Here is a 26,977-nt window from a genome sequence, read left to right as displayed (position 1 = left end):
TTAATCTTTTTACTAAAATGTTTTCATTACTTAATAGAATGGCAAGAATTGTACTAAAAAAACCAAAAGTAATTCCAATTAAATTCAAAATTTTATCAAAAATGTTTTCATTCATTAAAATTTGAAGAGTGGTGTCATCAGGTATTTTTTTATACGCAAATAAACTTATCCCTATACTAAAAATTATAATTATACCAAAAATTGATTTGGGATTAGTGGCCAATTTCATTATTATCACATCATTTATTTTTTAATTTAAATCACCAAGATTAACCTTGAACTCATCATACATTCTCTTCATTTCGTAATATATACTATTTGAACTTAATCTTATACCCTTTTCATATTCAAAGTCATGATAAAATTTAACGGTTTGCTTTAAAAGGTTTATAAGTTCTAATTGATCATCTTCATCATCTCGCCCTTTTATCCAGAGCTTTTTTGGAATTTCTGACCCAGACCATCTTTCTAGTAAATCTACAGTGGTTTCTCTTTTTAGTGGTTCTTTTTTTGATTTGGATTTAATAGTGATTTCAATACTACCAATGTTTTCAAACTCTTCCTCTAAGCTAAACAATCCATACTCATTGTCTTCTTTACCAGTGATTTCAACCCCTAACGTACTGAATACTTGTTTATCTTTAGCTTTTCTAAAGGAATTCTTATCAATTGCTGGCACTAATGAAAAGTATATATCAAGATCTTCATCTTTTTTGTAATTAAATAATAGAGAGTTGATGAATAATTCAATACCCTTTCTACTCAATGAACTTACATTATTTTGTAATAACATCAGGTCATTATGGTAATCGTACAGTATATTTATTTCATGACCTATATATTCCTCTTCATCTAAAGGCAAGTCTTCCGATTCTCCATAAATAGTAGTTTTTGATAGGACAGTATCATCTAACCTTTCAATTACAATATGGTAATAACCATTTATATCATCATCTGTTAATTCTTTGATTCTTATAGGATCCATATTATAATTGTAGACTTCTTTAAACGTATTGTCGTTTTTATACAATTCGTTTATTTCATCAAATAATGGTTTTATATTTTCATAAGCAGGGTACTCGTCATCTGCATCAGACAAATAAGAACAAGTGAAGAATAATTGAAAGGAAACCTTTCTGTATTTCACTTCTCTTCTATCATTACTCATAGTTCATCCTCCATTTCATAATGTGTAGTTATCTAAATATTACAGATATTAACTATAATAGGCAATGCTAGATTAAAAAGAACCGCCAGCGGAGAAACTCTGGCAACTCGACTACACACTTTAATTATACGGCAAAACTTAACCTATGGCAAACATACGTTCCCCAAAAAGTTTCCATGGTTCTTCGTTGTTCAAATGAAAAAGTGTAATTTATCAATGAATTCATTTTATATACGATATAAGTAACATATATTTCTTTAAAAGTTTCCATAAATATCTTTACTGTCAATAAATTTGGGTATATAATTAGTGTATAAAACATTAGGCCCTACGTGGCGAGGCTCCCCATTTATAATGAGGGAGCTTTTATAATATGGAGGTCTCTATGTCGTCGCCCAAATATTTTAGGACAATCGAAGAACAGATTGAATTATTAAAAACTAGGAACCTTAAATTCAAAGACGAACACAACGCTTACTATGTTCTACGCAATATTACATATTACAGTTTGATAAATGGATATAAGGATTTTTTTATAAAAGAAAAAACTAATGAAGATGAAGAAGACGATTACCAGGCTAACTTCTTCGAGGATCTACACGATGTCTATGATTTCGATAAAGAACTTAAAAATATTCTTTTTAAGTATATACTCAACATCGAAGGCACATTCAATAACGCTTTGAGTTACACTATCTCTAAGAATTATGGATATTTGGAATCTGAATATCTTAACGTCAATAAATACAATCGTGGCAATAAACTAAGAAATGGTTTATATCAAAATGAACACACCATTAAAGTCATAGAAGAAAAGAACGAGTCTACTGACCAACCCATGAAACACTATCGGGAAAAACACGGAGATGTTCCTCCTTGGGTTGTATGCGGTTCTTTATCTTTGAGTACAAAAAAATATTTATATGGACTATTAAGACCCGTGAAGGATGTTAGTTTAAAATTAGAAGTAGTTAAATGGTTTTTGTTTTATAAGGAAAAAGGAAATCCGGAAATCCCAATTAAAACATTTAATTATGCAATAGATATGGTCCACTGTTATCGCAATGAAATAGCCCATAATAAAAGAGTTATTCATTTTGAACCTAATTATGATCAGGTAAAACCATTGGATAAACATAGCTTTTGTTCGTACGTTAACGGAAGAGTATACAATAAGAAAATGTTTGAGAAGAAAATTGGACACAGGGACTTGCTCGGGTTGTTCATGTCTCTTACAATTTTGTTTACTCACAGAAACACTGTTCGCAGTAGATTCATTAATGAAATAAGGACAATATTTACTAAGTTAGCTGAAAAGAACTATAAAGTATACCAACTCATTCTAAAAAACAACAATATACCTGAAAACTTCCTAGACATACTGGATGATTTGGTTTCACAATACAATAAAAAATAATACTCTTTACATGTATCCTCCCTCAATGAGGGAGGTATTTTATTTCTACTAACTAAATGTACTCCAGTCTTCAAACACCTCACCACTCGTTCTCTCCCAAATTTTAATCGGTAGCGTTTTATAGTTACCATTCACATACTAACCTATCTAAATATGCCCATCCTGTCGCATGATCTTTACACACTCTATGGACCAGTCTGGTTTTGTGTAGCCGTCTTCCGGTCTGACAGGAATGAACTACCGAAACAGGGCATGATTCGTGTACCACCGACAGTAAAGGTACCGCGACCTTCAATCCACTGTGTATCATATTGGTTGGTTTTCCATTCACCAATTGTAGTAGATGACTTTCAAAGTATTAGGTGTGTCAAAATATATCGAGAAAAGGTGACTGTCTAGATAACTCAGTGATGAAAAGTTTTATAGATAATTCAAGAAGGAAATTATACAAAGCTCAAAAGTTATGATTTATACAAAATTAGATCATAATTTCATCAGTACACAAAACTTATACTCTTGTTTAAACACTTAGCATAATAGTCATAGTAGGAACTAAGCAATTGCACTTCTTAATATTTAGTGCGTATGTCCAGGAAGTGCTTAGTATAGCTAGACGTGGAAAATGTTCGTTTTCTCCTAAAAGGAGAGAAGCTATGACTGTACGAGTTTCACGATATTAACGTAGCGATGGAATTATGTTCAAGACCCATAAACGTTACATCTCTAAATAGCCATTAGCGTTGCAAACTTAGATTTAGCAATCAGAAAGAGCCTGGCTCCCCTGCTACATAAAACATTAAAAGTTTATAACTATCTCAAAACAAAAAATCCCGCAACCTAAAAGGTTACGGGATAAATAACGGAGATGGAGGGATTTGAACCCTCGCGCCGCAGAACGACCTACACCCTTAGCAGGGGCGCCTCTTCAGCCACTTGAGTACATCTCCATGGCTCCACAGGTAGGATTCGAACCTACGACCGATCGGTTAACAGCCGATAGCTCTACCACTGAGCTACTGTGGAATAATGTTGTTTTCAATCGAACATTTACAATTATAACAATTCCACACGTTTTTTCAACCGTTTCTAAACATGTTTTAAGTTAAATTTACACTTCATCCTTGATTTGCAGTCCGTTTATATAATTAATGTAGGAATGGTAGATGGTTTCGTTGATCTGAGCCACTTCTCCCCTGCCGAGTGTGGGGTACTGGAAGTGCATATTCATCTCCTTCTTCTGATACTTCTCCTTCTGCTGGTTGAACTTGTAGTGCAGCTTGAGTGCGTTCAGATACTGGTTGTTGAAGGAAGCGTAGGAGATGTCGATGATGCGTTCTTCATTATTCGAGAACTGCACCCGTGTCATTCCGCCGTCGTTCCAGTAGGACTGCACGTGCCTGATGTTGAACCAGTTGTTCTCTGCGATCCGGTCGGAATGGGTGCAGAAGTATATGTAGGCGCCGAAAAGATCGACGATGACGGGCAGTTTGCTGGTGATGCCGGTGAGTGTCTTGGTGAGGTCCTTCCGTGCTGCATAGTTCTGTGAATGGTTGCGGCAGTTGCGTTCGATCAATTTATTCGGATTGAGCCTGCAGTCGATCCCTCCGCCATATGTTTCCCCCACCCTGCTCTCGATGTAGCCGCCATTGTTGACCGGAACGATGTACATCGTCTCCTCATGAATCTGATAATGCAGTCTGTTCATGTGCTTCCCCCTTTTAAATATTCCAATATTCACACTATATCACATGTTTATTATTTTGTTAATTAATTTTTAAATAATGTTAATTAAAACTAATGAAATGTAAATTTACAACAATAAATTGTCTAAATATTCAAAACTTAGTTTGACCTGGTGCTTTTCGTGTTATATAATTTGTAACAACCAAATGATGAAGGGGGATTTAGGGATGAACAAACAAGTATACCCGGTTAACCAGTTGCGAGTCTTCATCAACACGATAAACGATCTTTCCGCTGAACTATTGCTCCAAGAGGCCATGGATGAATATAATCGTAAGCAATACACCGAAAAGGTGGAAGAAGCCCTCATTGAAAAGGACGAGGAGAAGTTCATGACCTACACATCACTGCTAAAGGAATTGACTGATGAAGATGAAGATGCCGCTTAATATACGTGAAAAAGGCTGACTTTCAACTTGTACATTGTACATACAGTTGAAGGTCAGCCTATTTTTTATGTTTTATGCAATGAGGTCGAGGAATTCTTCCCTGGTAATCCTGCCCAGGTAGAAGCTGATGTCGACGTCTTCGAGCGCCTTGTCTATCGCTTCTCTGTTGTGTTCGACACCGATCAGTTTCTCCTCGATGACATCGACTTCCCCTACACCGAAGAAGTCCCCGAATATCTTCGCATTCTGGATGCGGCCCTTTTTGACATCGAGTCTGACATCAAGCAGTCCGGCATCGAATTTATGGGAGGCATTGAAGTTGTATTTCGGGTTTTTTCCGTAGTTCCAATCCCAAGTCTGATACTTCTCTTCAGACAGCTTGTATATTTTCTCCCAGTCTTCCTCCGTCAATACATACTCCTCGATGTTCTCCCTGCCACCGAAGATGTATTCCAGAATCTTCTGCTTGAACGTATCGATATCGAGATCCTCATCCATGAAGTCATTGATGTTGCCGACGCGTCCCCTTACGGATTTGACGCCTTTGGATTCGATCTTCTTCGGATTCACCTTCAGTGCGTTCTGCACTTCGGAGATGTCACTGTCGAGCATGAGTGTCCCATGTGAGAACATCCTGCCCTTCTGGCTGAACATCGCGTTTCCGGATACCTTCTTGCCATCGATCTCAAGGTCGTTCCTGCCGGAAAGTTCTGCATTGACGCCCATATCCTGCAGCACGTCGACGATCGGCTGGGTGAATTTCCTGAAGTTGTGGAAGCTCTCCCCGTCGTCTTCCGTGATGAAGCTGAAATTCAGGTTGCCTTCGTCATGATAGACGGCGCCGCCGCCTGAGACGCGGCGGACGACTTTGATGTTGTTCTCCCGGATATACGATTCGTTGATCTCCTCTATCGTATTCTGGTTCTTGCCGATGATGATGGATGGCTGGTTCACATAGAACAGGAAGTACGAGTCGTCTGTCGGGATTTCACGCAGGACGTACTCTTCCATTGCCAGGTTGATCATCGGGTCGGTGATATTATTGTTTGAAATGAACTTCATTGATAAAAGCCTCCTTAAAAAAATGCCCTGATATTATATATGATAACATTCAGGGCATGGTTTTCCATCTATTCTGTAATTGATTCCACTGCTTCCTTGGCCTGTCTGACACAGTCCGGCAGACCGACGCCGCTGTGTGAGGCACCTGTCAGCACAACACCTGGATAGTGTTCTGCCATATACTCATGGATGCCGCGGATCATTTCCTTATGGCCCACCTTGTATTGCGGCATGGAATGCTTCAGCTTCGTCACGATGGTGAACTCAGGTTCTCCATTGATCGTCATGATCTTGTCCAGGTCCTTGCGGGCAAGGCGGACGATCTCATCGTCATCCTTCTCCTGAACGATGTATTCCCCCGGCCTGCCGACATATGCACGCAGAAGCGTCTTTCCTTCCGGTGCAGCATGGGCCCACTTCTTGTTGGTCCATGTGCATGCGGTGATCGATGTATCCATCTTCCTGCTTACGACGAAGCCTGTACCATCGATCTCATTCTCCACCTGATGGCCGTCGAACGCCATCACGACCGTTGCGACGCTGGTGGCTTTCATATGCTTGAAGTACTCGAGCGGCATATCCTGGAACCATCTCTTGTACTGGAAGTGCGGCGTGGTGACGATGACATTGTCGTACGTGCGTGTTTCACCATTGACGGTGAGCGTATATTTCCCGTCCTCTTTGTCGATGGCGGTCACATCATGGTTGAAATTCACCGATACGCCGTTCTCCCGGATCACTTCGAGGAGCCTGTCTATGAACGACTGCAGGCCGTTCCTGAATTGGAGGAACTGCCCCTGCTTCTTGCCCGGCGCAGTTTTGGGTGCACTGTTCTTCTGGTGATAGACACCTTTTATGAGGCTGCCGTGCTCCTCTTCCATATCCTTGAAGTTCGGGAATGTGGACAGCAGGCTCAGTTCATCGATGTTTGTACTGTAGATGCCCGACAACAATGGTTCGACGATGTTCTCGAGCACTTCATCACCGAGCCTGCTCCGGAAGAACTCACCGACGGAGATGTCGGTGTGCACTTTGACCGGCTTCTTGACGAAATCAAGGCCGGCCCTGAGCTTGGCCCGCGCTGAAATGAGGTCCGTCGTCAGGAAAGGCACCAGTTCTGTCGGCATGCCGAGCACTGCCCCTTTCGGGAGGGGCGACAGCTTTTTGTTCACATAGATGTATGAAGTCCCCGTCTGGTTGCGGACGAGGTCATCACCGAGGCCGATCTCTTCGGCCAGTTCAGTGAGTATCTTCTTTCGGGCGAGATACGATTCGGGACCGAGTTCGATCGTATAGCCGTCCTGCTGGTGCGTCCTGATCTTGCCGCCTGCCCTGTCACTCTGCTCGAAGAGGTCCACTTCGACATCTTCCTGCTTTGACATGTAATGGGCTGCGGATAATCCTGTTATCCCTGCGCCTATGATTGCTACCTTTTTCACTATAATCAGCCTTCTTTACTACAGTCTGTTTATTTCGTTGATCATTGCCTGGATGAAACGCTCATCCGTGTTCGGCATCGTCGGTCTGTGGTATCCGGCGCCCACTTCATCACATACATCCTTGCACTCGACATCATTGTCGTAGAGGACTTCGAGGTGTTCGCAGACGAACCCTACCGGGAGGTAGATGAAGTGCTTGTAGCCTTTTTCGTCATACAGATCCTTCGTCAGGTCCTGCACGTCCGGGCCGAGCCATGGATCCGGTGTATTGCCTTCCGACTGCCATCCGATATGGACGTTCTTGAGGTCGGCATTCTCTTTGATGAGCTGTGCCGTCTCCTCGAGCTGATCCGGGTACGGATCATTATGCTCCTTGATCTTCTCCGGCAGGCTGTGTGCACTTACGACGACTGCCGTCTCGTCACGCTCCGTTTCCGGAACTTCACTGAGGGAGGAATTGACCGCTTCCGTCCAGAAATCGATGAACGGCTGCTGCTCATAATATGATTCTACTGATTTGATCGTGATGCCGTACTTGTCGGCCTCCTCTTTCGCCCGCTTGTTGTAGGAGCCGACGGAGAAGTTGGAATAGTGCGGTGCCAATACGACCGATACCGCTTCCTTGATGCCGTGGTCATTCATCGCCTCGACTGCGTCTTCGATGAATGGATCGATGTGCTTGAGCCCGATGAACAGCTCATACTCGACTCCGTCCTGGGATTGGTTCAGCTGGCTTACCAGTGCTTCCGCCTGGCGCTTTGTCGTATCAGCCAGCGGAGAAATGCCGCCGATCGCCTCATACCGGTCCTTCAGATCCTGGAGTGCCTCCTCTGAAGGCTTCCTGCCCCTGCGGATGTGGGTGTAGTATGGTTCGATATCCTCTTCTTTATACGGCGTGCCATACGCCATTACGAGTAGACCTTTTTTCTCTTTCATTCCTATCACTTTCCTTTACTGTATTCATGTACAAATGAAGTCAATCGCTTGAGTGTGGCCGGGTCCACTTCAGGGAAGACCCCGTGCCCGAGGTTGAATATGTGGGCTTCGTTCCTGCCCTGGTCGAGGATGGCCTTCGTCCGGTCCTCGATCACCTGCCAGTCGGCCAGGAGCAATGCAGGATCAAGGTTGCCCTGGAGCGCCTTCTTGACGCCGAGCTCCCTCGCCTGATCAATTGAAGTCCTCCAATCGAGACCGATGACATCCATATCGAGTGTGTTCCACTCCGGAATCAGATGGGAGGCGCCGATGCCGAATACGATGACCGGCGTATCCATCTCCCTGACACTATTGATGATCCTGTTCATTGAAGGGGACAGGTAATAGGCGTAGTCCTCACGGCTCAATGCGCCGCCCCACGAATCGAATATCTGGATGAGGCTCGCCCCCGACTCGACCTGTGCCCGCAGATACTGGATGCTCATGTCGGTCAGCTTATCCATCAGCCTGAACCAGGTTTCAGGCTGGTTGTACATCATCTTCTTCGTCTTGTGGTAGTTCTTCGACGGGCCGCCTTCGATCATATAGCTGGCTACGGTGAAAGGTGCCCCGCAGAAGCCGATGAGCGGAACGTTCAATTTTTCCTTCGTCAGTATCTCGATCGTCTTGTAGATGTAGTCGAGATCCTTGTAGGGATCGAGTTCCCCCAGCTTCTCCACGTCCTTGATGTCACGGATCGGGTTCTGTATTACAGGACCGACACCTGGTTTGATGTCCACATCAACGCCGAGGGGCGCCAGAGGAGAGACGATGTCCTTGTACAGCACAGCCGCGTCCACATCATAATTATCCACTGGCGTTGCAGTGAGATAGGCAGTCAGTTCCGGCTGATGCGTGATCTCCATCAGGGAGTACTTTTCTTTGACCTTATTATATTCCGGCTGGCTTCTTCCGACCTGTCTCATGAACCATACAGGAGTATAATCGGTCTTTTCTCCTCTTGCCGCTTTAATTATCGTATCATTGAACACAATTTTTTCCTCCAATTTTTAATATCCATCAATATTCTAACACATTGATGATAGTAATTATTAATAAGTGGCACAATGTCAAAAATTTGATTCATTTTTTGCACGTTTACCCCTATCTGCTTTAAGGTATACACCTATTAAGACTACTTACGAGGTGAACATGATGAAACTACATTTGACGACAGGTACGATAACCTACATGCAGGGACTGAAAAAGGAGCACAGGGACGTCAAGATCGGCGCCATGGGCCAGGATGCCGTCCTGTACTATGAAAGCGACAGTGCCGACAGCATCTTCAGTTCCCGGAATTCCTATGATGTGCAGTACACATCCGGCACATTGGACGAAAACAATCCGACATCGATGCACTTCATCCCCGTGCCGGATGAACGGAAGGGACCGCTTCACGGCCACCTTGCCGACGTGAATGAAATACTGCTCGGAACGCGGGGTGTCCAGTCCCACCGCATAGGTGAAGCACTGGGTGAGGATGCATACATCGTAGTCATCCAATGGGCACAGACATCGACCTACAACGACTTCAAGCAGACGAACAGCTATAAGAACTATTTGAGCACAGAGGCGCTCGCCAAGTACCGCACGGCGGAATCGCTGTTCCACAAATCAATCTCCTCAAAGCTCTATCTGCCGCTCAAGGACAATGAAGAAGATCCGGAAGACGAATTTTAAGCGACTGAACATTTCAGTCGCTTAATTGCTGTTCCTTTTTATATACGGTTCTGCTCAAGGTCCTGTTGATGATGTAGCCCCACAGCGGGAACAGCAGCACCAGATAGAAGTGCCCGATATGCACCGCCAGGAAGATGAGGCTGAAGATGACCGCAATCACAAAGACGAGCTTGTGGGAGTATGTGACATAGCTCTTCTGGATGAAGCGCCGGTCCACCGGCCAGACTTTCGGCCAGAGCAGATAGGCCTGGGCCGTATAGATCTGCGACATCTGCAGGACGATGATGTAGATGCCGAACAGCACGATGATGACGGAGAGGTAGAGGTTCCCGATCCAGACCATCACGATGCCGAAGAGCAGAATCAGCCGCAGGACGATCATCGGCAGATCATGGTCCCGGGCAAATGTCCTGTAGAAGAGGTATTCGTACATCCGTTCCTTGCCGAAGGCATCGCCCTTAGGCTTCCATAGGAATGGGTCCAGGTACCTCCGCCGCTTGAACTGCTTATCGATGTGGCTGACATTCGTGAACAGCGCCACGTTCTGATAGTACCTGTTGAGCTGGGCTTCCTCATAATCGATCAGTGTACTCCAGTCCAGCTGGTCATGCCGCCGCTTCTTCATGTATCCCATCACCATGTAGACGGCGGCTACAGCTGGGATGGCCCACAGCAGGTGCTGGAGGATCAGCAGCAGGGATACGAAGCTCAAAAGCATCATCCCGGCGATGACTGCCGCATTGGACAGTTCCGAATGGATTGCGGCCTTCTTGATGTGGTAGTTCATTACATAGAAGATGATGCCGGCTGCAATGAAGACCGCAATCTCGACGACGCCGTGCCCCACCGTAAGGAGCAGGGCTGCAACGATGCCGCCGATGGCCGGTTTCGCAAGGCCGAGGGTGAGGGAATACCTGTCGGCTGAAATCATATACTTGTCGAACTTCGCCTCATAGGGCAGCAGGAACACGCCATCCGCCCGCTTCAGGAGCGTCCGGTACGCAGGAACGATCGTGACGCTCACCAGAAGTGCAGCAGCGATGTCCTGCCACAGGGAGGGCTCGAGTGTCTGGACGAGGCTGAGCAGTGAATAGAGGAAGAAACCTGAGGCGATCGTCAGGAAAATGAGGAAATGGCTGTTGAAGATGAATTTGCCGTAATAGCTTCTTCTTTCTATATCCGCATTCATTCTCTCCCTGAATAGTCGTTCAGTCATGAGTGACGCCGCCCCCTGTAATCATGAGGTACACTTCATCCAATGTGGCCCCCGGCATATCGAATTCCTCCCGGAGCGCTTCAAGGCTGCCGATCGCAATCAGGCGGCCGTCATCGATGATCGCGAACCGGTCGCAGTACCGTTCTGCCGTCGCCAGTATATGCGTACTCATCAGTATCGAGCGGCCATTGCGCTTCTCTTCGACCATCAGCTCGATCAGTGATTCGATGCCGAGTGGATCGAGGCCGAGGAACGGTTCATCTATGATGTAGAGGTCGGGATGCGAAAGGAATGCGCAGATGAGCATCACCTTCTGCTTCATCCCTTTGGAGAAGTGCGTCGGGAACATGTCCACTTTCGTTTCGAGCCTGAATATCTTCAGGAGCCGCTCCGCACGTGACATCGCCGTGGCTTCATCGATGCCATAGGCCATCGCCGTCATCTGGATGTGCTCCTTCAGCGTCAGTTCTTCATATAGTATCGGTGTTTCTGGGATATAGGCAAGCTGCCGCCGGTAGGATTCGATATCCTCCGAAGCCGTCAGCCCCCCTACCCTGATCTCTCCCGAATGGGGACGCAGCAGTCCGAGTATATGCTTGATCGTCGTACTTTTGCCGGCCCCGTTCAGGCCGATGAGCCCGACGATTTCCCCATGCCCGATATTGAAGGAGATATCATGTATTACCGGTGTCTTTGAATATCCACCTGTCAGTCCATCTATTTGGAGTACCATATTCGACTTCCTTTTATTTAATATATATTATTTGTATACTTGTACTAAGTAAATATATCATAACAGAACAATGGAGGTACAACGAATGAGTAAAACTATTTTTGAACAGATCGCAGATGGTGAAATCCCAGCAAACATCGTCTATGAAGATGATGTCTGCATTGCATTCATGGACGCTTTCCCCCTGGCGAAGGGCCATACGCTCGTCGTGCCGAGGAAGCCGATCGAAAACATCTATGACCTCGATGAGGAGACAGGCGCCCACCTGATGAAGGTCGTCACGAAAGTGGCCAATGCCCTCAGGGATGCCTTCTCACCGGAAGGGTTGAACGTTGTACAGAATAACGGCGCATTCGCTTCCCAGTCCGTGTATCACATCCACTTCCACCTGATCCCACGCTACAAGGAAGAATATGATGGCTTCGGCTACAAGTGGGAGCAGGATGATAAGAAACGCACGGACGAAGAGAAGGCGGAGATTGAAAATGCGATCCGCACCCGTCTGGATGCATAACCTGCCGGACACCAGGGTATTGGTATATTAAAAAGGAAGTGACATGATATGAAGTTCAAGAATTTTGCAGTCGGTTTTCTCGTTGGTGCAGCGGGAGGGACAATGATCTCACTGATGAATGCACCGAAATCCGGAAGTGAACTGCAATCCTCGCTGAAATCCAGTTCCGGGGACATGAAGGCCCAGATGGACCAGCTCAAGATAGAGGCCAATGAAGTGAAATCCTCATTCCTGAAGACTAAGCATGAATCGCAGGAAGTGTTCAAGACGCTCGGTGATGAAGTCAAGACGATGATCAGCAACTACAAGGCCGACATCAACCCGAACATCGAGCACATTCAGGAGAATGTGGAAAACATACAGAACAGGGTTGAAGAAGTTCAGAATACATTCACAAAAGACTGATAACCATTTGATAGCGGGTGTACAATCATTTGTACCCCGCTACTTTTGTGTGATATATTATTTCCTGTAGCCAAATTTAAAGGAGAATTGTGAAATGAGAAAAAAATTAGCGCCAATAGTGGTCGGTCTGGGCCTCATCGGTCTTGCTGGATGTTCAGATGACGGCAGCAGCGAAAACGGCTCAGGCAGTGAAAATGGTGAAACGGAATACGGTGATGTGCTCGCAACGAGCGATGCCGGAGAAGTCACCACTGACGATATACTTAATGAACTCGGTACGGACAACATCGCAAACCGTACTTTCCAGCTGACACTGGATTCCATACTTCAGGATAAATACAGTGACGAAATCGACCGTAAAGAGATTGAGTCCCAAATTGATGAAGAGATCGAGGGCATGGGCGGAGAAGACCAGTTCGCAATGATGCTCCAACAGCAGCAGCCTGGCATGACAGTAGAGCAGTATAAGGAACAGCGCATCAACAATGCCTACCACGACAAATTCTTTGCTGAAAAATTCGAAGTGACGGATGAAGAGGCGAAAGAATCTGTACGTGAAGCATCACATATCCTAGTCGAAGTCTCCGAAGAGGAGGATGGCCTGAGCGACGAAGAAGCGAAGAAGAAGGCTGAATCCCTCCACCAGGAGATAGAAGATGGTGCTGATTTCGGTGAGCTCGCAGCTGAAGAATCAGATGATACGGGCAGTGCCGAAAACAATGGCCAACTCGGCTACGTTCAGCGTGGTGAGATGGTGGAACCATTCGAAGAGGCCCTATTTGCTCTTGAAAAAGGAGAGGTATCCGATGTGGTCAAATCCGACTTCGGCTACCATATCATCAAAAGACATGAAGAAGAGAACATCGATGAAGAGCTGGATAGCGTCAAACGCCAGGTCGTGAGCCAGAAGATCCAGGAAAACCAGGATCAGGTGCTCGGATTCTATAATGATCTTCTCGAAGAGTACAATGTCGAATTTGAAAATGAAGAGATCCGCACATACATTGAAGAAACATATCTGAACAGTGGTGATGAGGAATCTGCAGAGGAATCCACTGAAGAATCTACAGAAGAATCCACTGAAGAATCTACAGAAGAATCTACAGAAGAATCCACTGAAGAATCAGCCGAATAGAAGAAAAAAGGACTTGTGAGTTGCACTCACAAGTCCTTTTTTCATGTCTCCAGTCCTAATCCAGCGATTCCGGACGGTAGAAGAAGCGGCTCTCAAGCGGGAAGATCCGCTCTGTAAACTGTCCCTTCTCCGCTTTCGATGTATGCTTGTCCATCATCATCATGCGCGCATCGATATTGTCGATGAAATGGAGGATTTCGGCTTCCTTCAGCATCGGCGGCTTCGGGGAACCGTATTCCAGTTTTCCGTGATGGCTCAGTATCATGTGCTTGAGCAGCATGACCTCTTCCCCATCGATGTTCAGCTCCTGGGCGACCCTCGTAATCTCTTCACTGGCGATGACGATATGGCCGATCAGATTCCCTTCGACCGTATACGTCGTCCCCACCGGGCCGGACAGTTCCTTGACCTTCCCGATATCATGGAGGATGATGCTGCTGTAGAGCAGGCTGCGGTTCAGTGACGGATAGATGTCACACAACGCCTCTGCTGTCCTGAGCATATAGTGCACATGATACGCCAGCCCCGAAACGAAATCGTGGTGGTTCGTCATCGCCGCCGGGAAGCTCAGGAATTCCTTCCTGTACTTGCCGAGCAGCTGACGGACGATCCGCTGCAGGCTGCCGTTCTCGATCTTGATGACATAGTCCATGATGCTCTCGTACAATGTCTCTTCATCGATCGGTGCCTTCTCTACGAAGTCCTTGGCATTCAGCCCGTCGGAGTCGGTTGCTGTCCTGAACGCGGCGATCTTCATCTGCTTCTTGTTGCGGTAGTCGATTACGTCCCCTTTGACCTTGATGAGCACTTCCGGCTTCAGGACTTCCATATCTTCTTTCGATACGGTCCAGAGCTTGGCTTCGATCTCCCCTGTGCGGTCCTGCAGGAACAGTGTCATATAGGGCTTTCCCTGGGATGTCACGCCCTGCTGGCTTCTTTTGATCAGGTAGAAGGCTTCCACCGAATCTCCTGGTTTCAATTTCGATATGTTATTCAAGTATAGTCACCTCATTTTACTCTTTCTTTAAGTTTGACTGTCTGCGAGGACGGGATGGTGCTGTCCAGATTGCATGTGAAGTACATTACCTGATCATCCACTTCGTTGCGCAGGTAGTCGATGATGATCTTCTTGCGCTCCTTGTCGAAGTGGACGAATGCATCGTCTATAATCAGCGGTAGCTGATAGTAACCCTTCAGCGCTTTGATCAGGCTCAGCCTGAGGCTGATGTACAGCATCTCCTTCGTCGATTGGGAGAGTTCCAGCGGATGGAAGAGCTGGCCATTCACATGCCTTACCGTGATGCCGTTGTCGTCATAGGTGACATTGATGTAGCGTCCTCTTGTCACTTTCTCGAAAATGCTCCTCGCCTCTTCTATAACCACAGGCAGCCTTTCGTCTTTGATGGCTTTGATATGGGTTTCAATGAGGATGCGGATATAATTGAGCGACATGTATTCCTTTGAGAGGTTCTGGATCAGTGTTTTCTTCATCTCGAACTTGTGGTTGACCTCACTCAGTTTCCCATCGCTTTCAAGGGTGCTGATTTCGGAGTTCAGCTCCGCAAGAGTCTTCTGCTCCTGCTGCAGCTCGCTGTTGAATGCCTCCATCTGTTCAGCAACGCCCTCTTCCTCCTCCTTCAGGTCCGCGAGGAGATAGGTGGAGAGTTCACTCCTTGCATCATAGTCGAAGTGTTCCTCCTCAAGCTTTTCACTCAGTTCCTTGAAGCGTTCCATGTGCTCCTGGTACTCTTTGTATTTCCTTGCGTAGTAGTAATATTCTTCCTCGTCTTCAGCCTCCACATAGTCGAGCAGCTGTACGGTTTCCTGCCTGGCGGCTTCGTTCCTTTCGGCCAGCACCTTGATCTCATTCTCGAGCAGGTTGATCTGATCCTTCAGCCTATTGTAGTGGGCTTCATCCTTATACATGCCGGATACCAGGCTTTTGACATCATAGAAGATCGTGCTGTCGTCATAATGTATGCCGAACGCCGCCACATCTTCCTTGACCGTCTTCTTGAACTGCTGGAGTTCACGGTTGATGTTGTCCATCTCGATCCTGTGCCTGTTGATCTGGTTCCGCTTCTGCTTGATTTCCCTGATCGTGTGGATGGCATCCACGATGCTTTTATTTTCAATATCCGGATTGACCTTCAGGTCCTCCTTGATGGCAGCGAGCTGGGTATTCAATGAATCATGCTGCGTTTCCTTGAGTGCGAGCGTATCCTTCAATTCTTCCAGCCTGACATTCGTGGAGATCCGCTTCGTCCGCTGGGTCTTCAGATCCATCTTCAGGTCCCTGGCATCATTCAGATCGAAATTGACGTTGTTGTTCCGCTTTATCGTCTCGATCGCGTCCTTGAGTTCGCGGACTTCATCCTGGTAGTCGTTCTTCAGTCCATCTTCTTCACGCTGGTTGGTGAGTATCAGGAGGAGCAGCGTGACCGCGCCGATCACGGTGAAGATGCCGCCCATCAGCCAATTGGTGCTGATCAGGTAGAACAGGCCAATCAGGAGGGCGAGGACACTGATGCCTATGATGAGGGTCGACTGGCCTTTTTTGACCCGGTTCCGCTCCCTTTTCTCACGTTCATAATCCTTCTCGATGAGCCTGAACATCTTCTCTTTTTCCTTCAGTTCAAATTCCCGTTCCATGACTTCCTTCTTCACACGGATGCGTTCGTCGCTGATCTGTTCCTGCTCGAGACGCTCTATGTCCTGGTCGAACTGCTTGAGGTCACTCTTCAGCTGATCGATCTCGCGGATGAGGAACTGCTCTTCCAGAGTGACTTCGTCCAGCTTCGAAAGGACCGTCTGCACAGACTCCTTGACGATGTTCGAATCATCGACTTCATGGTGCTCCTGCTGCCAGCCGATATCCCGCCTGAGTTGGGCGATCTCCTCCTCCAGCGCCTCCATCGAAGCGGAGAGCCTGGAATGCTCCATATTCTTCTGCTTGATGTCCGGCTCCCGCTTCTGGATGCCCTCCAGGTAGGCGAGCCGGTCCTTGTCGGGCAGGGTCACACCGTCCATTTCATTTTTGAGGACTTTGAGCTTCTCGGTGCGCAGGGCGATGTCGCGGTCGGTCTGCTGGACCTGATGCCTCAGCTTCTCATACCTTTCGATTCCCTGCTCCGGAAAGACCACGGGTTCAATGTTCAGCTTGTCCTCAAGCGTCTTCCATTCCTTGATGTCCTTATGGTACATGACTTCCTTCATCTTCTGCTTGCGGACCATATCCAGCTGGAACAAGGCATCCTGCTTCGCATTCAGACTGTCTTCGGTCTTGATCTTTTCGTTGATGAGCGTCTTGTAGCGCTCCTCCGTCTGTTCAAGCACCCTGATCTTCTCACTGAGTCCGGAAATTTCATCCATTTCCTGGTTCAGTTCCGGATTCGTGCCATTCTTCTTATAGATGGATTTCATCTCGGCATCTATGGCACTGAGCATCTCATCATACTCATGCGAGCCGAGGGCACCTGCACGGAGCAGGTATTCCTGCAGCTTGTCTTCGGTCATATTCTTATGGATATCCTGGAGCCCCAGCACATCAAAGGAGAAGATCGACCTGTATGTCTTCTTGTCGATGAAGTTCAGCTTCTTGATCAGCCAGTCTTCGCCTCTGACGGTACCATCCGCCAGATAGACCTTTACGTCGCCCTGGACCTTCCCCTTTATGCGTTCGATCTCCACAGGTCCCGCTTCATCCGGGAATTCCACCGTGATCTTCCCGCCATACAGGTTGTGCATGCGCGGCTCCCTTCTCGGCTCCTGTTCCTTCCTGGTCGGAAAGCCGAACAGGATCGAATGGATGAACGACTGCATCGTGGATTTGCCCGCTTCGTTCTCACCGAAGAACTGGATGAACTGCTGGTCGGCATCTATTTCAGTTTCTGTTATCTTTCCATATCCATATATGTTCAGAGCAATTATCTTCATATGTCCACTACTTCCTCATCAGCATTCTTAGGCGCTCTTCGCCTTCTTTGAGCAGCGCTTCCTGGTCGATGTCCTGGATGGGCTCCAAGTATCTGTTCAGCCTCGGATCCATATAAAGCGCATTGACCGCTTCCTTGAACAGCTCCCTGTTTCCGGAATGGGTCGCCTTTATATCATTGAGCAGGGCGATGTTGTCCTGGGTGAGATATTTGAGGCGGAGGTCGTCGATCCATATGAACTGCTTCAGATCCCTCTCGTCCTCCTTCAACAGCTCGACCACTTCAGTGAAATCGGCGTCCGATATCACCTCTTCGCCATCATACACGAGATTGAGCTGTATGATATGTCGCCCCTTCTCCCTCAGACGATGCTTGAATTCGACGATCGTCTGGTAGAGGTCCTGTTTGGCGAGCGACTGGACTTCCAGGTCGTATTCCGAAAAGATGAGTTCCTGGACCGGCACGAAACGGGAGGTGAGGTAGACATCATCCCCTTCCACCATCAGAAAGCCTTTCTCCCCATATTCATTCTTGTGCCGCCCCTGTATGTTCCCAGAATAATGAATCGGCGGCAGGTCGCTGAGCTGTTCCCGCTGATGGATGTGGCCCAGCGCCCAGTAATGGTACAATTTCTCGTTCAGCACTTCCAGATTGAATTCCGTATAGCGCTCCTGGCCATACTGGCTCTTCGAATAGGTGCCGTGCAGGATGCCGATATGTATTCCGTCATTCATCGTATTCACCGGATAATCCTCGAGCTTGTTCTCGTATGTATCATCCAGGAAATAGCTGAAACCGTGAAGGAATACACTCTCCCCCTTCGCGCTGATCATCTCATAGCTTTCTACATTCTCACCAAAGACCGTGACGTTGTCCGGCCAGGAGGTCCTGATGCCGTCCGTCAGGGGGTCATGGTTCCCATGGATGACGTAGGCGAATATGCCGGCCTCCCTGAGCCTTTCGAACTGGCGTTTCATGAATATCTCGGATTTCAATGTGCGGTTCGCCTGATCGAAGACATCCCCGGCAATTATGATGAAGTCGACTTTTTCTTCAATGGCATGATCCATCATCCTCGTGACACTATTGTATGTACTTTCCATGAGCACATCCAATATGCCTGAAGGCATTTTGGACCTGGACTTGAAAGGACTGTCCAGATGCAGATCTGCGCTGTGGATAAATTTAACCATATATTTCACCTGACTTTTCCTGGGCATTATATTTTCAGTATACCAAAAAACACAAAAGAAAGAGGCCTATAATAGACCTCTTCAGTAATTAATTCTGGTTGTTCAGACCATAAAGCTCTTCTATAGGTTTCATGATGACGCGGTTCAGGTCCTGAATGAGTTCGCTCATTTTCTGTTCTGCTTCCATCAGTGATTTGATATTTTCGTCCTTCTCTATATCTTCTGCTGATTTCTGTGCTTTCTGAACATCTTCTTCATTGATTTCCTCACCCTGCATCTGTTTCTGCTGCAAGTCCATCTGTACTTCCCTGAACTCTTCGAACAGCTGCTTGGATTCCGGATTGGAATTCACTTTACCATAAAGATCCTTCATATTTTGAAATTCATCTGAGTTGCGGAGTGCATCTTCCAATGCATTCGCCTGATCGTATACATTAACTGCCATTATTGAAAAACTCCCTTTATAAAGATATATCTACTGTAACATAAAACCGCGACTTATAAAAACACAACGATGAGCCCCTGTACGATTCCTATCATACCCCCAAGGAAAAAGCCGAGGAGTGTGATCATACGGAACTCCTTGCTCGAGATCTCCATCACCAGATCTTCTATATGGCTGAGCTCGAAACTGTCGATCTGCTTTTTGACCACCTGGGCAAGCTGGAGCTTTTCGACGATCCTTCCTGTATTCTGTCCGAGGTATTCTATGATGTTGTCGCGGAGCTGGTACTTCCCGCGCGTTTTGAATGACTCGAACATTTCACGGTTGAAGTCCTCGATCGGATAATCGAGTATGCCTTCGATGTCTATCCTTTCCCTGAGTACATCATAGACGCTGTCTATCAGCCTCTGCTGGTCCCTTTCGGAAATCAGGGTATCCACCCGGCTGTTTTTGATCCGTTCATACTCATCATTGATGATGCGGACCTGTATCTCCGTCATTTTCGGGTGATGGATCAGCTTGTTCAGCTCATTGCGTATATTCTGTACAATCGTCTCCTTCGACATCAGATACTTCAACGAGCGGGCAAGTCTCCCCCGATGCTCGACGAACTCGTCGGTCATCGTGTAGAGGTCCTGGTAGCCCTTCTCGGAATTGATGTATTCCTCTATCTTCTGCGTAATCTGCGGCTGCAGGGTGTCAATTTTCCCATCAAGCGTCGCCATGGCATCCGTCGGGACGAGGTTCCTGATCTCCTGCTGGTAGAGCCTGGCGCCTTCCGCCGTCACCTTGTCGGACAACTGGGCATTGAAGCCCTTGACCACCTTGTCGGACAGCCCTTCGTTGATGCGTTCAAGGAAATAGCGCAATGTCAGCTTTTCGGATTCGATCGTCTCGATCTGCCTGTCGATGAACAGCATGATGAAGTTCTGGGTTTCGCGGCTCTTTATCTTCTCGATGAAGGCGTCAGGCGTCAACAGGTGCCTGGTGACGATCTCACCCATCTTTATGGAAGCCTCCTCGCGCCGCCGTGGGATCACGCCCGGCGTCAGGGGGAGGCGTCTGCCGAAGAGATATTTTGTTTCATACGGCCGGAAGAGCATGCGTATGGCGAGCATATTCGTCAGGCCGCCGATCAACGCCCCGATTATGGCCATGAGTATTATCTGAAAACCATCGTTCAAGGAAAAGCCCTCCTTCTCTTGTCGTTAATCCTACAACAATGCAAAAGAAAAAGCACCTTACGGTGCTTCTGTTTTATCAGACAGGCTGCAGATCCGTCTGTCTCATGAAGTAAGTCCTGATTTCGCGTTCAATATATGAGGCATGGACTGGACGGTTCGAATCGTTCAGTACTCTATATATTTTGTTGCTTTTATTATATTGCAGACGGAAACCATTCTTTCTGTCGAGATCCTCCCAATATACCGCTTCGCCATCATAATTCGGGTAGACACAATGCCCTCTGGATATCACCTGGGCAAGTTCAAGGGGATCACCTCCGAATGAATTCGTCAGGACTTCACTATCCCTGAAGAGTGCACACAGGGAGATGCATGTTGTCCAGTTCGGAAGGATGCGTTCTTTTTCGATCTGCACAAGGGTCTTTTTAGACAGCCCTATCGTCTGACTCATGGAGTCCTGCGTATAACCAGCTTCCGTCCTGACCATCTTGAACTTCGACTGGAGCATCTCCGTAAAAGTCTGTTTATCCATTCTTTTCTTCCTTTCACTCAAATCGGGTATTGTAAAATTTAAATGCGATAATAATACACTTTTAATATAATAATATAGATCGGCTAAAATTAAAAGGGCATATATTGAATTTCACCAAGTGTTCAATATATGCCCTATTCAGTTTTAATGCCTGAAAAGCTTTACGATTCAGCTTTTGCAGTTTCTTCGCGACGCGTCTGCTGCTCGTTGATGACGAGCGCAATTGCAGCATCCCCCGTGATGTTGACCATCGTACGGGTCATATCAAGCAGCCTGTCGATACCAATGATGATACCGATCGCCGCCGGATCGAGGCCGACTGCCGTCAATACCATGGCCAGCATTACAAGGCCGACACCCGGCACACCGGCAGTACCGATGCTCGCCACCACTGCAATGATGACCACTGTAATCATCTGCATGAGCGTCAGGTCGATGCCGGAGAGCTGCGCGATGAACACCGTCGCCACACCCTGCATGATCGCCGTACCGTCCATGTTTATGGTCGCTCCGAGCGGCTGCACGAAGCTGGATATACTTTTTCGTATCTTCAGGTTATCCTGTGCCGTCTCGAGTGAAATCGGCAGCACCGCACTTGAGGATGATGTACTGAACGCCACACCCATCGCCGGCGCAAAGTTCTTGATGAACCATACGAAGCTTTTCTTTGCCAGGAACTGGACGGTTGAACCATATACAAGTGCGAGATGTATGAACAGTGCAAGCAGCACACAGATGAAGTACATGCCGAGCTGCTGGATGGCACCGAAACCAGCCTGCACGAATGCAGTGGCCACGAGGCCGAAGGCGCCGATCGCCGCAAAGTATTTCATGATGGCCATGACAATCCACATCACGACATCATTCGCCTCTTCGAATAGTGCTGTCAGCCGTGCCGACTTTTCCTTGCCCGCAATGATGGCGACACCGATGAAGATCGCAAAGGCGATGATCTGAAGCATGTTCTGCGTACCCATCGCTTCGATGATGTTCGTCGGAATCAGGTTGATGACCGTCTGGTCGAATCCCTGCTGCAGAGCCTCACCGGTTGAACCGCCTTCAAGCTCTGATTCACGGTAGTCCGACACCTCTTGCGAATCCAGAAGCTGGGACTGCCCCTCTCCAGGATTCAGGACGTTCGCCACAATCATCGCGATGGTGATGGCGATTGCTGTAGTCGCCAGATAGAATGCGAGTGTCTTGAGACCGATGCCGCCGAGCATCTTCGGGTCACCGACATTGACGACCCCGAGCACGATGGAGATGAACACAACCGGCACCACCATCATGAAGATCATGTTCAGGAACAGCTGCCCCACCAGGTTGAATATGTACTGGTCAACCCATTGCACCCAGCTCTGATCAGCCATCGGACTGAGCACCGAGCCCACGATGATGCCGAGGATCAGGGCGATGATGATCTGTATTGTCAGTTTATTTCCCACTTTCATATTACCCCTCCAGACTTTGAAACTCCTTGATTCATTATACTTCCTCGTAACAGTTTTTGTAAACTGCTATTTGTAACCGGTTTACTCAGCGTCATCTATACTTTCCTAAAGTTCCACGATATTGTATTTGATGGCATAGATGACAGCCTGTGTGCGGTCGGAAACTTCAAGTTTGTTCAGGATATGGCTGACGTGGGTCTTCACCGTCTTTTCGCTGACATACAGCGCCTCTCCGATCTCCTTATTGGATTTCCCTTTGACGATTTCGCGCAGTACTTCAACTTCCCGGGCCGAAAGTGCATTCTTCTCGTGGGGCATGTCCCCCTCCCGGTCGATCACCTCCAGGATGTTCGGGTGGATCACCTTCTCCCCTTCGATCACCTTTATGATGGAATCGATCAGCTCCTCGGCCTCCATCTCTTTGATGATGTAGCCATCGGCATGTGCTGCAAACACCGGACGGATGTACTCCTCACTCGTATAGCTGGAGAGCACGAGCACCTTGATGCCGGGGTAATGGCTTTTGATCTCCCGGGTCACCTCGATGCCGTCCATCTCGGGCATCACGAGGTCCAGCAGTACAAGATCCACCTGCGGGTGCTTTTCATCCAGATAGTCCAATACTTCCCGCCCGGTACCGAAATCCTCAAGCACGTCGATGCTTTCTGTCGTGGATAGGAGGAATTTCATCCCCTCCCTGACGATGTGATGGTCGTCCACCAATATGATGCTGTACATATGCTCACTCCTTCATCGGGACGCTGACCACGATCTTCGTGCCCCCGCCTTTTCTTGTAATGATGTCGAAACTGCCGCCAAGCTTGTGCATCCGTTCCCTCATGTTTGCAAGACCATAGCTGTAGCCCTTGCTTTCATCGATCTCAAAGCCCCGGCCCTCATCCACTATTGTAACCTCCAGCATGTCGGTTCCCGCAACCATTTCAATCCGGGCCGCATTCGTGCCGGAGTGCTTGCGGATGTTGTTGAGGCTTTCCTGTATGACCCTGTAGAGGCCGATTTCCACACGGTCGGAGACATTGTAGAAGCCGTCGACCTGTATGGTGATGCCGAGATCCAGTATGTCCGCGTACTTCTCTACCGCATCGATGATGCCATTTTCAAGGCCGATCGGCTTGAGCTGCCAGATCAGCGCCTTCATCTCCTTCATCGCATGCTTCGACGTATGCTCGATCGACTGGAACGCATCCTGCACCTTCCCCTGATCATCGAGGGATTTGGCCGCATGGGAGGTGATGCCGATCGAGAATAGCATCTGATTCACCGAATCATGGAGGTCCCGTGCAAGGCGCTGCCGCTCACGGATGATCATGTTCTCCTGCTCCTGCGCCGTCAGTTCTATGCGCTTTAGCGTTGAACCGATCTGGAATGCGACGGATTCCAGCAGGTCCAGTTCATCCTGTGTGAACTGTTCCCTGTAGGGGCTGGCGACGTTCAGGAGGCCGAATGATTCCTCACCGGATATGAGCGGCACCGTCGCGTGATGGGTGATGCCCATGTTCTCACCGGGATAATCCATCCTTGCCTTCTCGAGCCTGGAACAGACGAATATATTCGTCGCCGTCTTGAGTTCACGGTTGTTGTATTTGTTCACACACCAGCATTTTCCGTCGCACAGGTGATGATACTGCTCCTTTTCGAGCGACGGCGGCAGCCGGTAGTGTGCGCTCAGTTCATGCTGGCCCTCACTGTTGATGAAGAAGATCCAGCCCGTATCGAATTCCGAATAATCGATCAGTAGCTTGAGGGCGCCGTAGATCATCGTGCTGCGGTCGGTTTCTTCATTGAGGAACTCGGCGATATCCTTCAAAAGCTGCAGTTTGCTCTTCATCGTGACACCCTTTCTGTAAAAAGTTAATAACTTTGTAAATTAATCGTTTCCATCCATATATCATTATCACTTATAATGATATAGTATGACCTTGAAATAAAAAAGCAAACAGGAGGGATGGCATGGCCAACAATAAACTTTTCATGCAGCTCATCTTCCTCACTGCATTGGTCGCCACACTCGGCTCCCTGTATTTCAGTGAGATCAGACAGTACGTCCCCTGCGAGTTCTGCTGGTACCAGCGCATACTGATGTACCCACTCGTCATCATCTCGATCATCGGATTCATCCGTGACGACCACGGAGCAAAATACTACATCCGCGTTATGAGCGGACTCGGCATACTGCTTGCCTCCTACCACTATGCACTGCAGAAGGTCAGTTTCCTGGGAGATAATTTCGCAGCATGTACGGGCGTGTCCTGCACCGTCCAGTACATCAACATATTCGGCTTCATCACGATACCATTACTCTCCCTCATTGCTTTCATACTCATCTTTATATTATCATTTATGATAAAAAGAAAATAAAAAGGAGATTCAATCATGGGCAATAAACTATTTTATGGCATCATCGCACTGATCATCGTCGCTTTCGTCGGCATCTTCATCTATATGAACAGTGCTTCAAACGATCCGGAAAACTTGAGCGACTCCGGCTACTATCCGTATACGGACAAGGACCCGGAAGAACTTGAAGGTGCGACGATCGACAAGCTTGATGACGAGAACTACCACTACAACAAGACTTTCGACGAGACCCAGGAGATCATAGATGGCGGCGAAGGAGAATTCGTCTACTTCTGGAGCCCGACATGTGTACACTGCATCGCAGCCACACCATTCCTGACGGATGCATTTGATGAGACTGGCGAGGAAGTGACCCAGCTGAACATACTGGAATATGATCAGGCATGGAACGAATACGCCATTGAAGCCACACCGACGCTCGCCTACTTCGAGGACGGCGAAGAAGTCGACCGGCTGACGGGCAACCCGGGCAATGCCGACGACTACGTGGAATTCATCAATAGCATGACTGGTGATGAATAGATGAAGGTGAACATCCACGAAAATTTTGATGGCATGACACTTGAAGACATGCTGAAGTCACTCCACGTTCCAAAGAAGGAGCTCCATTTCCTGCGCATGTCGAAGGACATCACGATCAATGGGGAACAGGCCCCACTTAATGCACCCATCCACACAGGGGATGCGGTCGTCCTGCCCGACACCGGAGCCGAGAGCCAGTACAAGCCGAGCTACCGCACCTGTGATGTACTTTATGAAGACAGGTACCTCGCCGTGCTCTTCAAGCCGAGGGGTGTGAAGACCCACCCGAACCAGATGAACGAGACGAACACGCTCATGAACCATGCGGTATACACGATCGAATCGGATTATCTGGAACCTGTACACCGGCTCGATCAGGAGACCAAGGGCGTGATCCTGATCGCCAAAAACCCGCTTGTCAAGAAGATGCTCGACCATATGCTGAGTGAACGGGACATCAAGCGCACCTACATCGCAAGGGTGGATACAAAGAAACGGCTCGAGCCCCAGACGATTGATGCACCGATCGCCAAAAACCCGAAGGAGCGCAACAAGTATCATGTGACCTCCAAAGGAAAGGCGGCCGTCACGCATGTCATCGAATCGAGGGTCACACCGGAATACTGTGAGCTTGAGATTGAACTTGAGACCGGCCGGACCCACCAGATCCGTGTGCACCTTGCACATGTCGGCTTTCCGGTCATCGGAGATCCGCTGTATGGAAATTCGACATTAAGGGACCTCCAGCTCTTCAGCTACAGGATAGAGTTCATCCACCCGCTGCTCCAGAAAACGGTACGTGTGGAACTGGACAAGGAGACACTATAAATCAGAAAACACCGCTGAAACTTCATTGTTTCAGCGGTGTTTTTGTGTTTCTGCAATACTTTTCCAGAACATTCCGGAGCAGTGTCAGTCCTTCTGCTGATCCGATGGATTCAGGATGGAACTGCACACCTTCCACCGGCAGGGACTCATGCCTGATGCCGAGGATTTCTCCAAGTTCCGACTGCGCCGTCACCACGATGCACTCAGGCAGCGTCGCTTCATCCACGACGAGGGAATGGTAGTTCATCACTTCGGACCCCTGGGATATTCCGGCGTATATGTCCGTGTCCCCGTGATGGAGTTCCGAGGTCTTGCCATGCATCAGTTTCCCTGTCCGTCTGACACTCCCCCCGAACACGTGGGCGATGGTCTGGTGGCCCAGACATACGCCGAATATCGGTATCTGTCCACTGTAGCGGCGGACGACCTCCATGGTCATCCCCGTATCTTCAGGACGCTTTGGTCCCGGTGACAGGAAGATCAGGTCCGGTGCAAGCCTGTCGATCTCGTCGAAATCTATTGCATCGTTTCTTCTCACAACGATTTCCTCACCCATCTCGCCAAGTGCCTGCACGATATTATAGGTGAAGGAATCAAAGTGGTCGATCATATATATCATTTTCCTTCCC

27 protein-coding genes and 2 tRNA genes are annotated in these 26,977 nt (G+C 47.9%); 9 read left to right on the top strand and 20 right to left on the bottom strand.

Features of this window, described 5'->3' with window-relative positions:
* Nucleotides 1–250: 250 nt before the first annotated feature.
* On the bottom strand, nucleotides 251–1,168 hold the full coding sequence (locus EDC33_RS00360; RefSeq protein ID WP_124009833.1) for a DUF6731 family protein: 918 nt from the start codon (nucleotides 1,166–1,168) through the stop codon (nucleotides 251–253).
* A 373-nt stretch (nucleotides 1,169–1,541) separates the two neighbouring features.
* Here EDC33_RS00360 and EDC33_RS00355 point away from each other — a divergent pair, with 373 nt between their 5' ends.
* Nucleotides 1,542–2,585: an Abi family protein gene (locus EDC33_RS00355; protein ID WP_124009832.1), complete on the top strand. Its 1,044-nt coding sequence runs from the start codon at nucleotides 1,542–1,544 to the stop codon at nucleotides 2,583–2,585.
* A gap of 860 nt (nucleotides 2,586–3,445) precedes the next feature.
* Here EDC33_RS00355 and EDC33_RS00350 read toward each other — a convergent pair.
* From EDC33_RS00350 to EDC33_RS00340, 3 genes are all read right to left on the bottom strand, one after another.
* Nucleotides 3,446–3,532: transfer RNA gene (locus tag EDC33_RS00350), tRNA-Ser, on the bottom strand.
* Between the two features lies 1 nt (nucleotide 3,533).
* Nucleotides 3,534–3,608, bottom strand: a tRNA-Asn gene (locus EDC33_RS00345).
* 85 nt (nucleotides 3,609–3,693) lie between these two features.
* The gene (locus EDC33_RS00340) at nucleotides 3,694–4,290 is read right to left on the bottom strand and encodes a competence protein ComK (RefSeq protein WP_094905322.1); all 597 of its coding nucleotides are present in this window, start codon (nucleotides 4,288–4,290) and stop codon (nucleotides 3,694–3,696) included.
* A 205-nt stretch (nucleotides 4,291–4,495) separates the two neighbouring features.
* Here EDC33_RS00340 and EDC33_RS00335 point away from each other — a divergent pair, with 205 nt between their 5' ends.
* The gene (locus EDC33_RS00335) at nucleotides 4,496–4,717 is read left to right on the top strand and encodes an IDEAL domain-containing protein (RefSeq protein ID WP_040106539.1); all 222 of its coding nucleotides are present in this window, start codon (nucleotides 4,496–4,498) and stop codon (nucleotides 4,715–4,717) included.
* Between the two features lie 72 nt (nucleotides 4,718–4,789).
* Here the strand turns inward: EDC33_RS00335 and lplA are convergent, their stop codons facing one another.
* The 4 genes from lplA to hemE all read right to left on the bottom strand — a co-directional run bounded on the left by lplA (nucleotide 4,790) and on the right by hemE (nucleotide 9,185).
* Complete coding sequence (gene lplA / locus EDC33_RS00330) at nucleotides 4,790–5,779, bottom strand: lipoate--protein ligase (protein ID WP_094905321.1); 990 nt, start codon at nucleotides 5,777–5,779, stop codon at nucleotides 4,790–4,792.
* Between the two features lie 68 nt (nucleotides 5,780–5,847).
* Complete coding sequence (gene hemY, locus EDC33_RS00325) at nucleotides 5,848–7,221, bottom strand: protoporphyrinogen oxidase (RefSeq protein ID WP_268234092.1); 1,374 nt, start codon at nucleotides 7,219–7,221, stop codon at nucleotides 5,848–5,850.
* A gap of 15 nt (nucleotides 7,222–7,236) precedes the next feature.
* Entirely contained in the window at nucleotides 7,237–8,154 is a 918-nt protein-coding gene (hemH, locus tag EDC33_RS00320) for a ferrochelatase (RefSeq protein WP_124009830.1), read from the bottom strand.
* A gap of 5 nt (nucleotides 8,155–8,159) precedes the next feature.
* Nucleotides 8,160–9,185, bottom strand: coding sequence for a uroporphyrinogen decarboxylase (gene hemE, locus EDC33_RS00315; RefSeq protein WP_040106535.1), 1,026 nt, complete (start codon nucleotides 9,183–9,185; stop codon nucleotides 8,160–8,162).
* A 163-nt stretch (nucleotides 9,186–9,348) separates the two neighbouring features.
* Here hemE and EDC33_RS00310 point away from each other — a divergent pair, with 163 nt between their 5' ends.
* Nucleotides 9,349–9,876 (top strand): hypothetical protein, encoded by a 528-nt coding sequence (locus EDC33_RS00310; protein WP_170156320.1) that lies wholly within the window; start codon nucleotides 9,349–9,351, stop codon nucleotides 9,874–9,876.
* A 13-nt stretch (nucleotides 9,877–9,889) separates the two neighbouring features.
* On the opposite strand, the gene EDC33_RS00305 is transcribed toward EDC33_RS00310, so the two are convergent.
* Both EDC33_RS00305 and EDC33_RS00300 read right to left on the bottom strand, forming a co-directional pair.
* Nucleotides 9,890–11,092: an ABC transporter permease gene (locus tag EDC33_RS00305; protein ID WP_094905317.1), complete on the bottom strand. Its 1,203-nt coding sequence runs from the start codon at nucleotides 11,090–11,092 to the stop codon at nucleotides 9,890–9,892.
* The gene (locus tag EDC33_RS00300) at nucleotides 11,085–11,825 is read right to left on the bottom strand and encodes an ABC transporter ATP-binding protein (protein WP_124009828.1); all 741 of its coding nucleotides are present in this window, start codon (nucleotides 11,823–11,825) and stop codon (nucleotides 11,085–11,087) included. Before EDC33_RS00300 ends, EDC33_RS00305 begins: the two co-directional genes overlap by 8 nt.
* Before the next feature lie 85 nt (nucleotides 11,826–11,910).
* Here EDC33_RS00300 and EDC33_RS00295 point away from each other — a divergent pair, with 85 nt between their 5' ends.
* The 3 genes from EDC33_RS00295 (at nucleotide 11,911) to EDC33_RS00285 (ending at nucleotide 13,879) form a co-directional block, all read left to right on the top strand.
* Nucleotides 11,911–12,339 carry an HIT family protein gene (locus EDC33_RS00295; protein WP_040106531.1) on the top strand — a complete coding sequence of 143 codons (429 nt, stop codon included), beginning with the start codon at nucleotides 11,911–11,913 and terminating at the stop codon, nucleotides 12,337–12,339.
* 48 nt (nucleotides 12,340–12,387) lie between these two features.
* Nucleotides 12,388–12,744 carry a YtxH domain-containing protein gene (locus EDC33_RS00290; protein ID WP_040106530.1) on the top strand — a complete coding sequence of 119 codons (357 nt, stop codon included), beginning with the start codon at nucleotides 12,388–12,390 and terminating at the stop codon, nucleotides 12,742–12,744.
* A 94-nt stretch (nucleotides 12,745–12,838) separates the two neighbouring features.
* Nucleotides 12,839–13,879: a peptidylprolyl isomerase gene (locus EDC33_RS00285; RefSeq protein ID WP_124009827.1), complete on the top strand. Its 1,041-nt coding sequence runs from the start codon at nucleotides 12,839–12,841 to the stop codon at nucleotides 13,877–13,879.
* 55 nt (nucleotides 13,880–13,934) lie between these two features.
* Here EDC33_RS00285 and yhaM read toward each other — a convergent pair whose 3' ends face one another.
* The 9 genes from yhaM to EDC33_RS00240 all read right to left on the bottom strand — a co-directional run bounded on the left by yhaM (nucleotide 13,935) and on the right by EDC33_RS00240 (nucleotide 24,468).
* The gene (gene yhaM, locus EDC33_RS00280; protein WP_124009826.1) at nucleotides 13,935–14,876 is read right to left on the bottom strand and encodes a 3'-5' exoribonuclease YhaM; all 942 of its coding nucleotides are present in this window, start codon (nucleotides 14,874–14,876) and stop codon (nucleotides 13,935–13,937) included.
* An 11-nt stretch (nucleotides 14,877–14,887) separates the two neighbouring features.
* Nucleotides 14,888–17,815, bottom strand: a complete 2,928-nt coding sequence (locus tag EDC33_RS00275) for an ATP-binding protein (RefSeq protein WP_124009825.1) — start codon at nucleotides 17,813–17,815, stop codon at nucleotides 14,888–14,890.
* A 7-nt stretch (nucleotides 17,816–17,822) separates the two neighbouring features.
* Entirely contained in the window at nucleotides 17,823–19,007 is a 1,185-nt protein-coding gene (locus tag EDC33_RS00270; protein ID WP_124009824.1) for a metallophosphoesterase family protein, read from the bottom strand.
* A gap of 88 nt (nucleotides 19,008–19,095) precedes the next feature.
* Nucleotides 19,096–19,452: a YlbF/YmcA family competence regulator gene (locus tag EDC33_RS00265; RefSeq protein ID WP_040106525.1), complete on the bottom strand. Its 357-nt coding sequence runs from the start codon at nucleotides 19,450–19,452 to the stop codon at nucleotides 19,096–19,098.
* Between the two features lie 53 nt (nucleotides 19,453–19,505).
* On the bottom strand, nucleotides 19,506–20,636 hold the full coding sequence (locus tag EDC33_RS00260) for a DUF445 domain-containing protein (RefSeq protein WP_124009823.1): 1,131 nt from the start codon (nucleotides 20,634–20,636) through the stop codon (nucleotides 19,506–19,508).
* 76 nt (nucleotides 20,637–20,712) lie between these two features.
* Entirely contained in the window at nucleotides 20,713–21,168 is a 456-nt protein-coding gene (xdrA, locus tag EDC33_RS00255) for an XRE family transcriptional regulator XdrA (RefSeq protein ID WP_094905310.1), read from the bottom strand.
* A 161-nt stretch (nucleotides 21,169–21,329) separates the two neighbouring features.
* A complete protein-coding gene (locus tag EDC33_RS00250; RefSeq protein WP_124009822.1) occupies nucleotides 21,330–22,619 on the bottom strand; it encodes a dicarboxylate/amino acid:cation symporter in 1,290 nt (429 codons plus the stop codon).
* A gap of 105 nt (nucleotides 22,620–22,724) precedes the next feature.
* The gene (locus EDC33_RS00245) at nucleotides 22,725–23,357 is read right to left on the bottom strand and encodes a response regulator transcription factor (RefSeq protein ID WP_040106521.1); all 633 of its coding nucleotides are present in this window, start codon (nucleotides 23,355–23,357) and stop codon (nucleotides 22,725–22,727) included.
* 4 nt (nucleotides 23,358–23,361) lie between these two features.
* On the bottom strand, nucleotides 23,362–24,468 hold the full coding sequence (locus EDC33_RS00240) for a GAF domain-containing sensor histidine kinase (protein ID WP_094905308.1): 1,107 nt from the start codon (nucleotides 24,466–24,468) through the stop codon (nucleotides 23,362–23,364).
* 122 nt (nucleotides 24,469–24,590) lie between these two features.
* On the opposite strand from EDC33_RS00240, the gene EDC33_RS00235 reads away from it, so the two are divergent.
* From EDC33_RS00235 to EDC33_RS00225, 3 genes are read left to right on the top strand one after another with little or no spacing between them, the layout of a single operon-like run.
* Nucleotides 24,591–24,998: a disulfide oxidoreductase gene (locus tag EDC33_RS00235; protein WP_124009821.1), complete on the top strand. Its 408-nt coding sequence runs from the start codon at nucleotides 24,591–24,593 to the stop codon at nucleotides 24,996–24,998.
* A gap of 15 nt (nucleotides 24,999–25,013) precedes the next feature.
* Nucleotides 25,014–25,520, top strand: coding sequence for a thioredoxin family protein (locus EDC33_RS00230; protein ID WP_124009820.1), 507 nt, complete (start codon nucleotides 25,014–25,016; stop codon nucleotides 25,518–25,520).
* Nucleotides 25,521–26,348 (top strand): RluA family pseudouridine synthase, encoded by an 828-nt coding sequence (locus EDC33_RS00225; protein WP_040106517.1) that lies wholly within the window; start codon nucleotides 25,521–25,523, stop codon nucleotides 26,346–26,348.
* 22 nt (nucleotides 26,349–26,370) lie between these two features.
* On the opposite strand, the gene EDC33_RS00220 is transcribed toward EDC33_RS00225, so the two are convergent.
* Nucleotides 26,371–26,967, bottom strand: coding sequence for an anthranilate synthase component II (locus EDC33_RS00220; RefSeq protein ID WP_040106516.1), 597 nt, complete (start codon nucleotides 26,965–26,967; stop codon nucleotides 26,371–26,373).
* Nucleotides 26,968–26,977: the final 10 nt, after the last annotated feature.

This window comes from Salinicoccus roseus (assembly GCF_003814515.1).
GTDB classification, from domain to species: domain Bacteria; phylum Bacillota; class Bacilli; order Staphylococcales; family Salinicoccaceae; genus Salinicoccus; species Salinicoccus roseus.
This window is presented reverse-complemented; position numbering and strand designations above follow the sequence as displayed.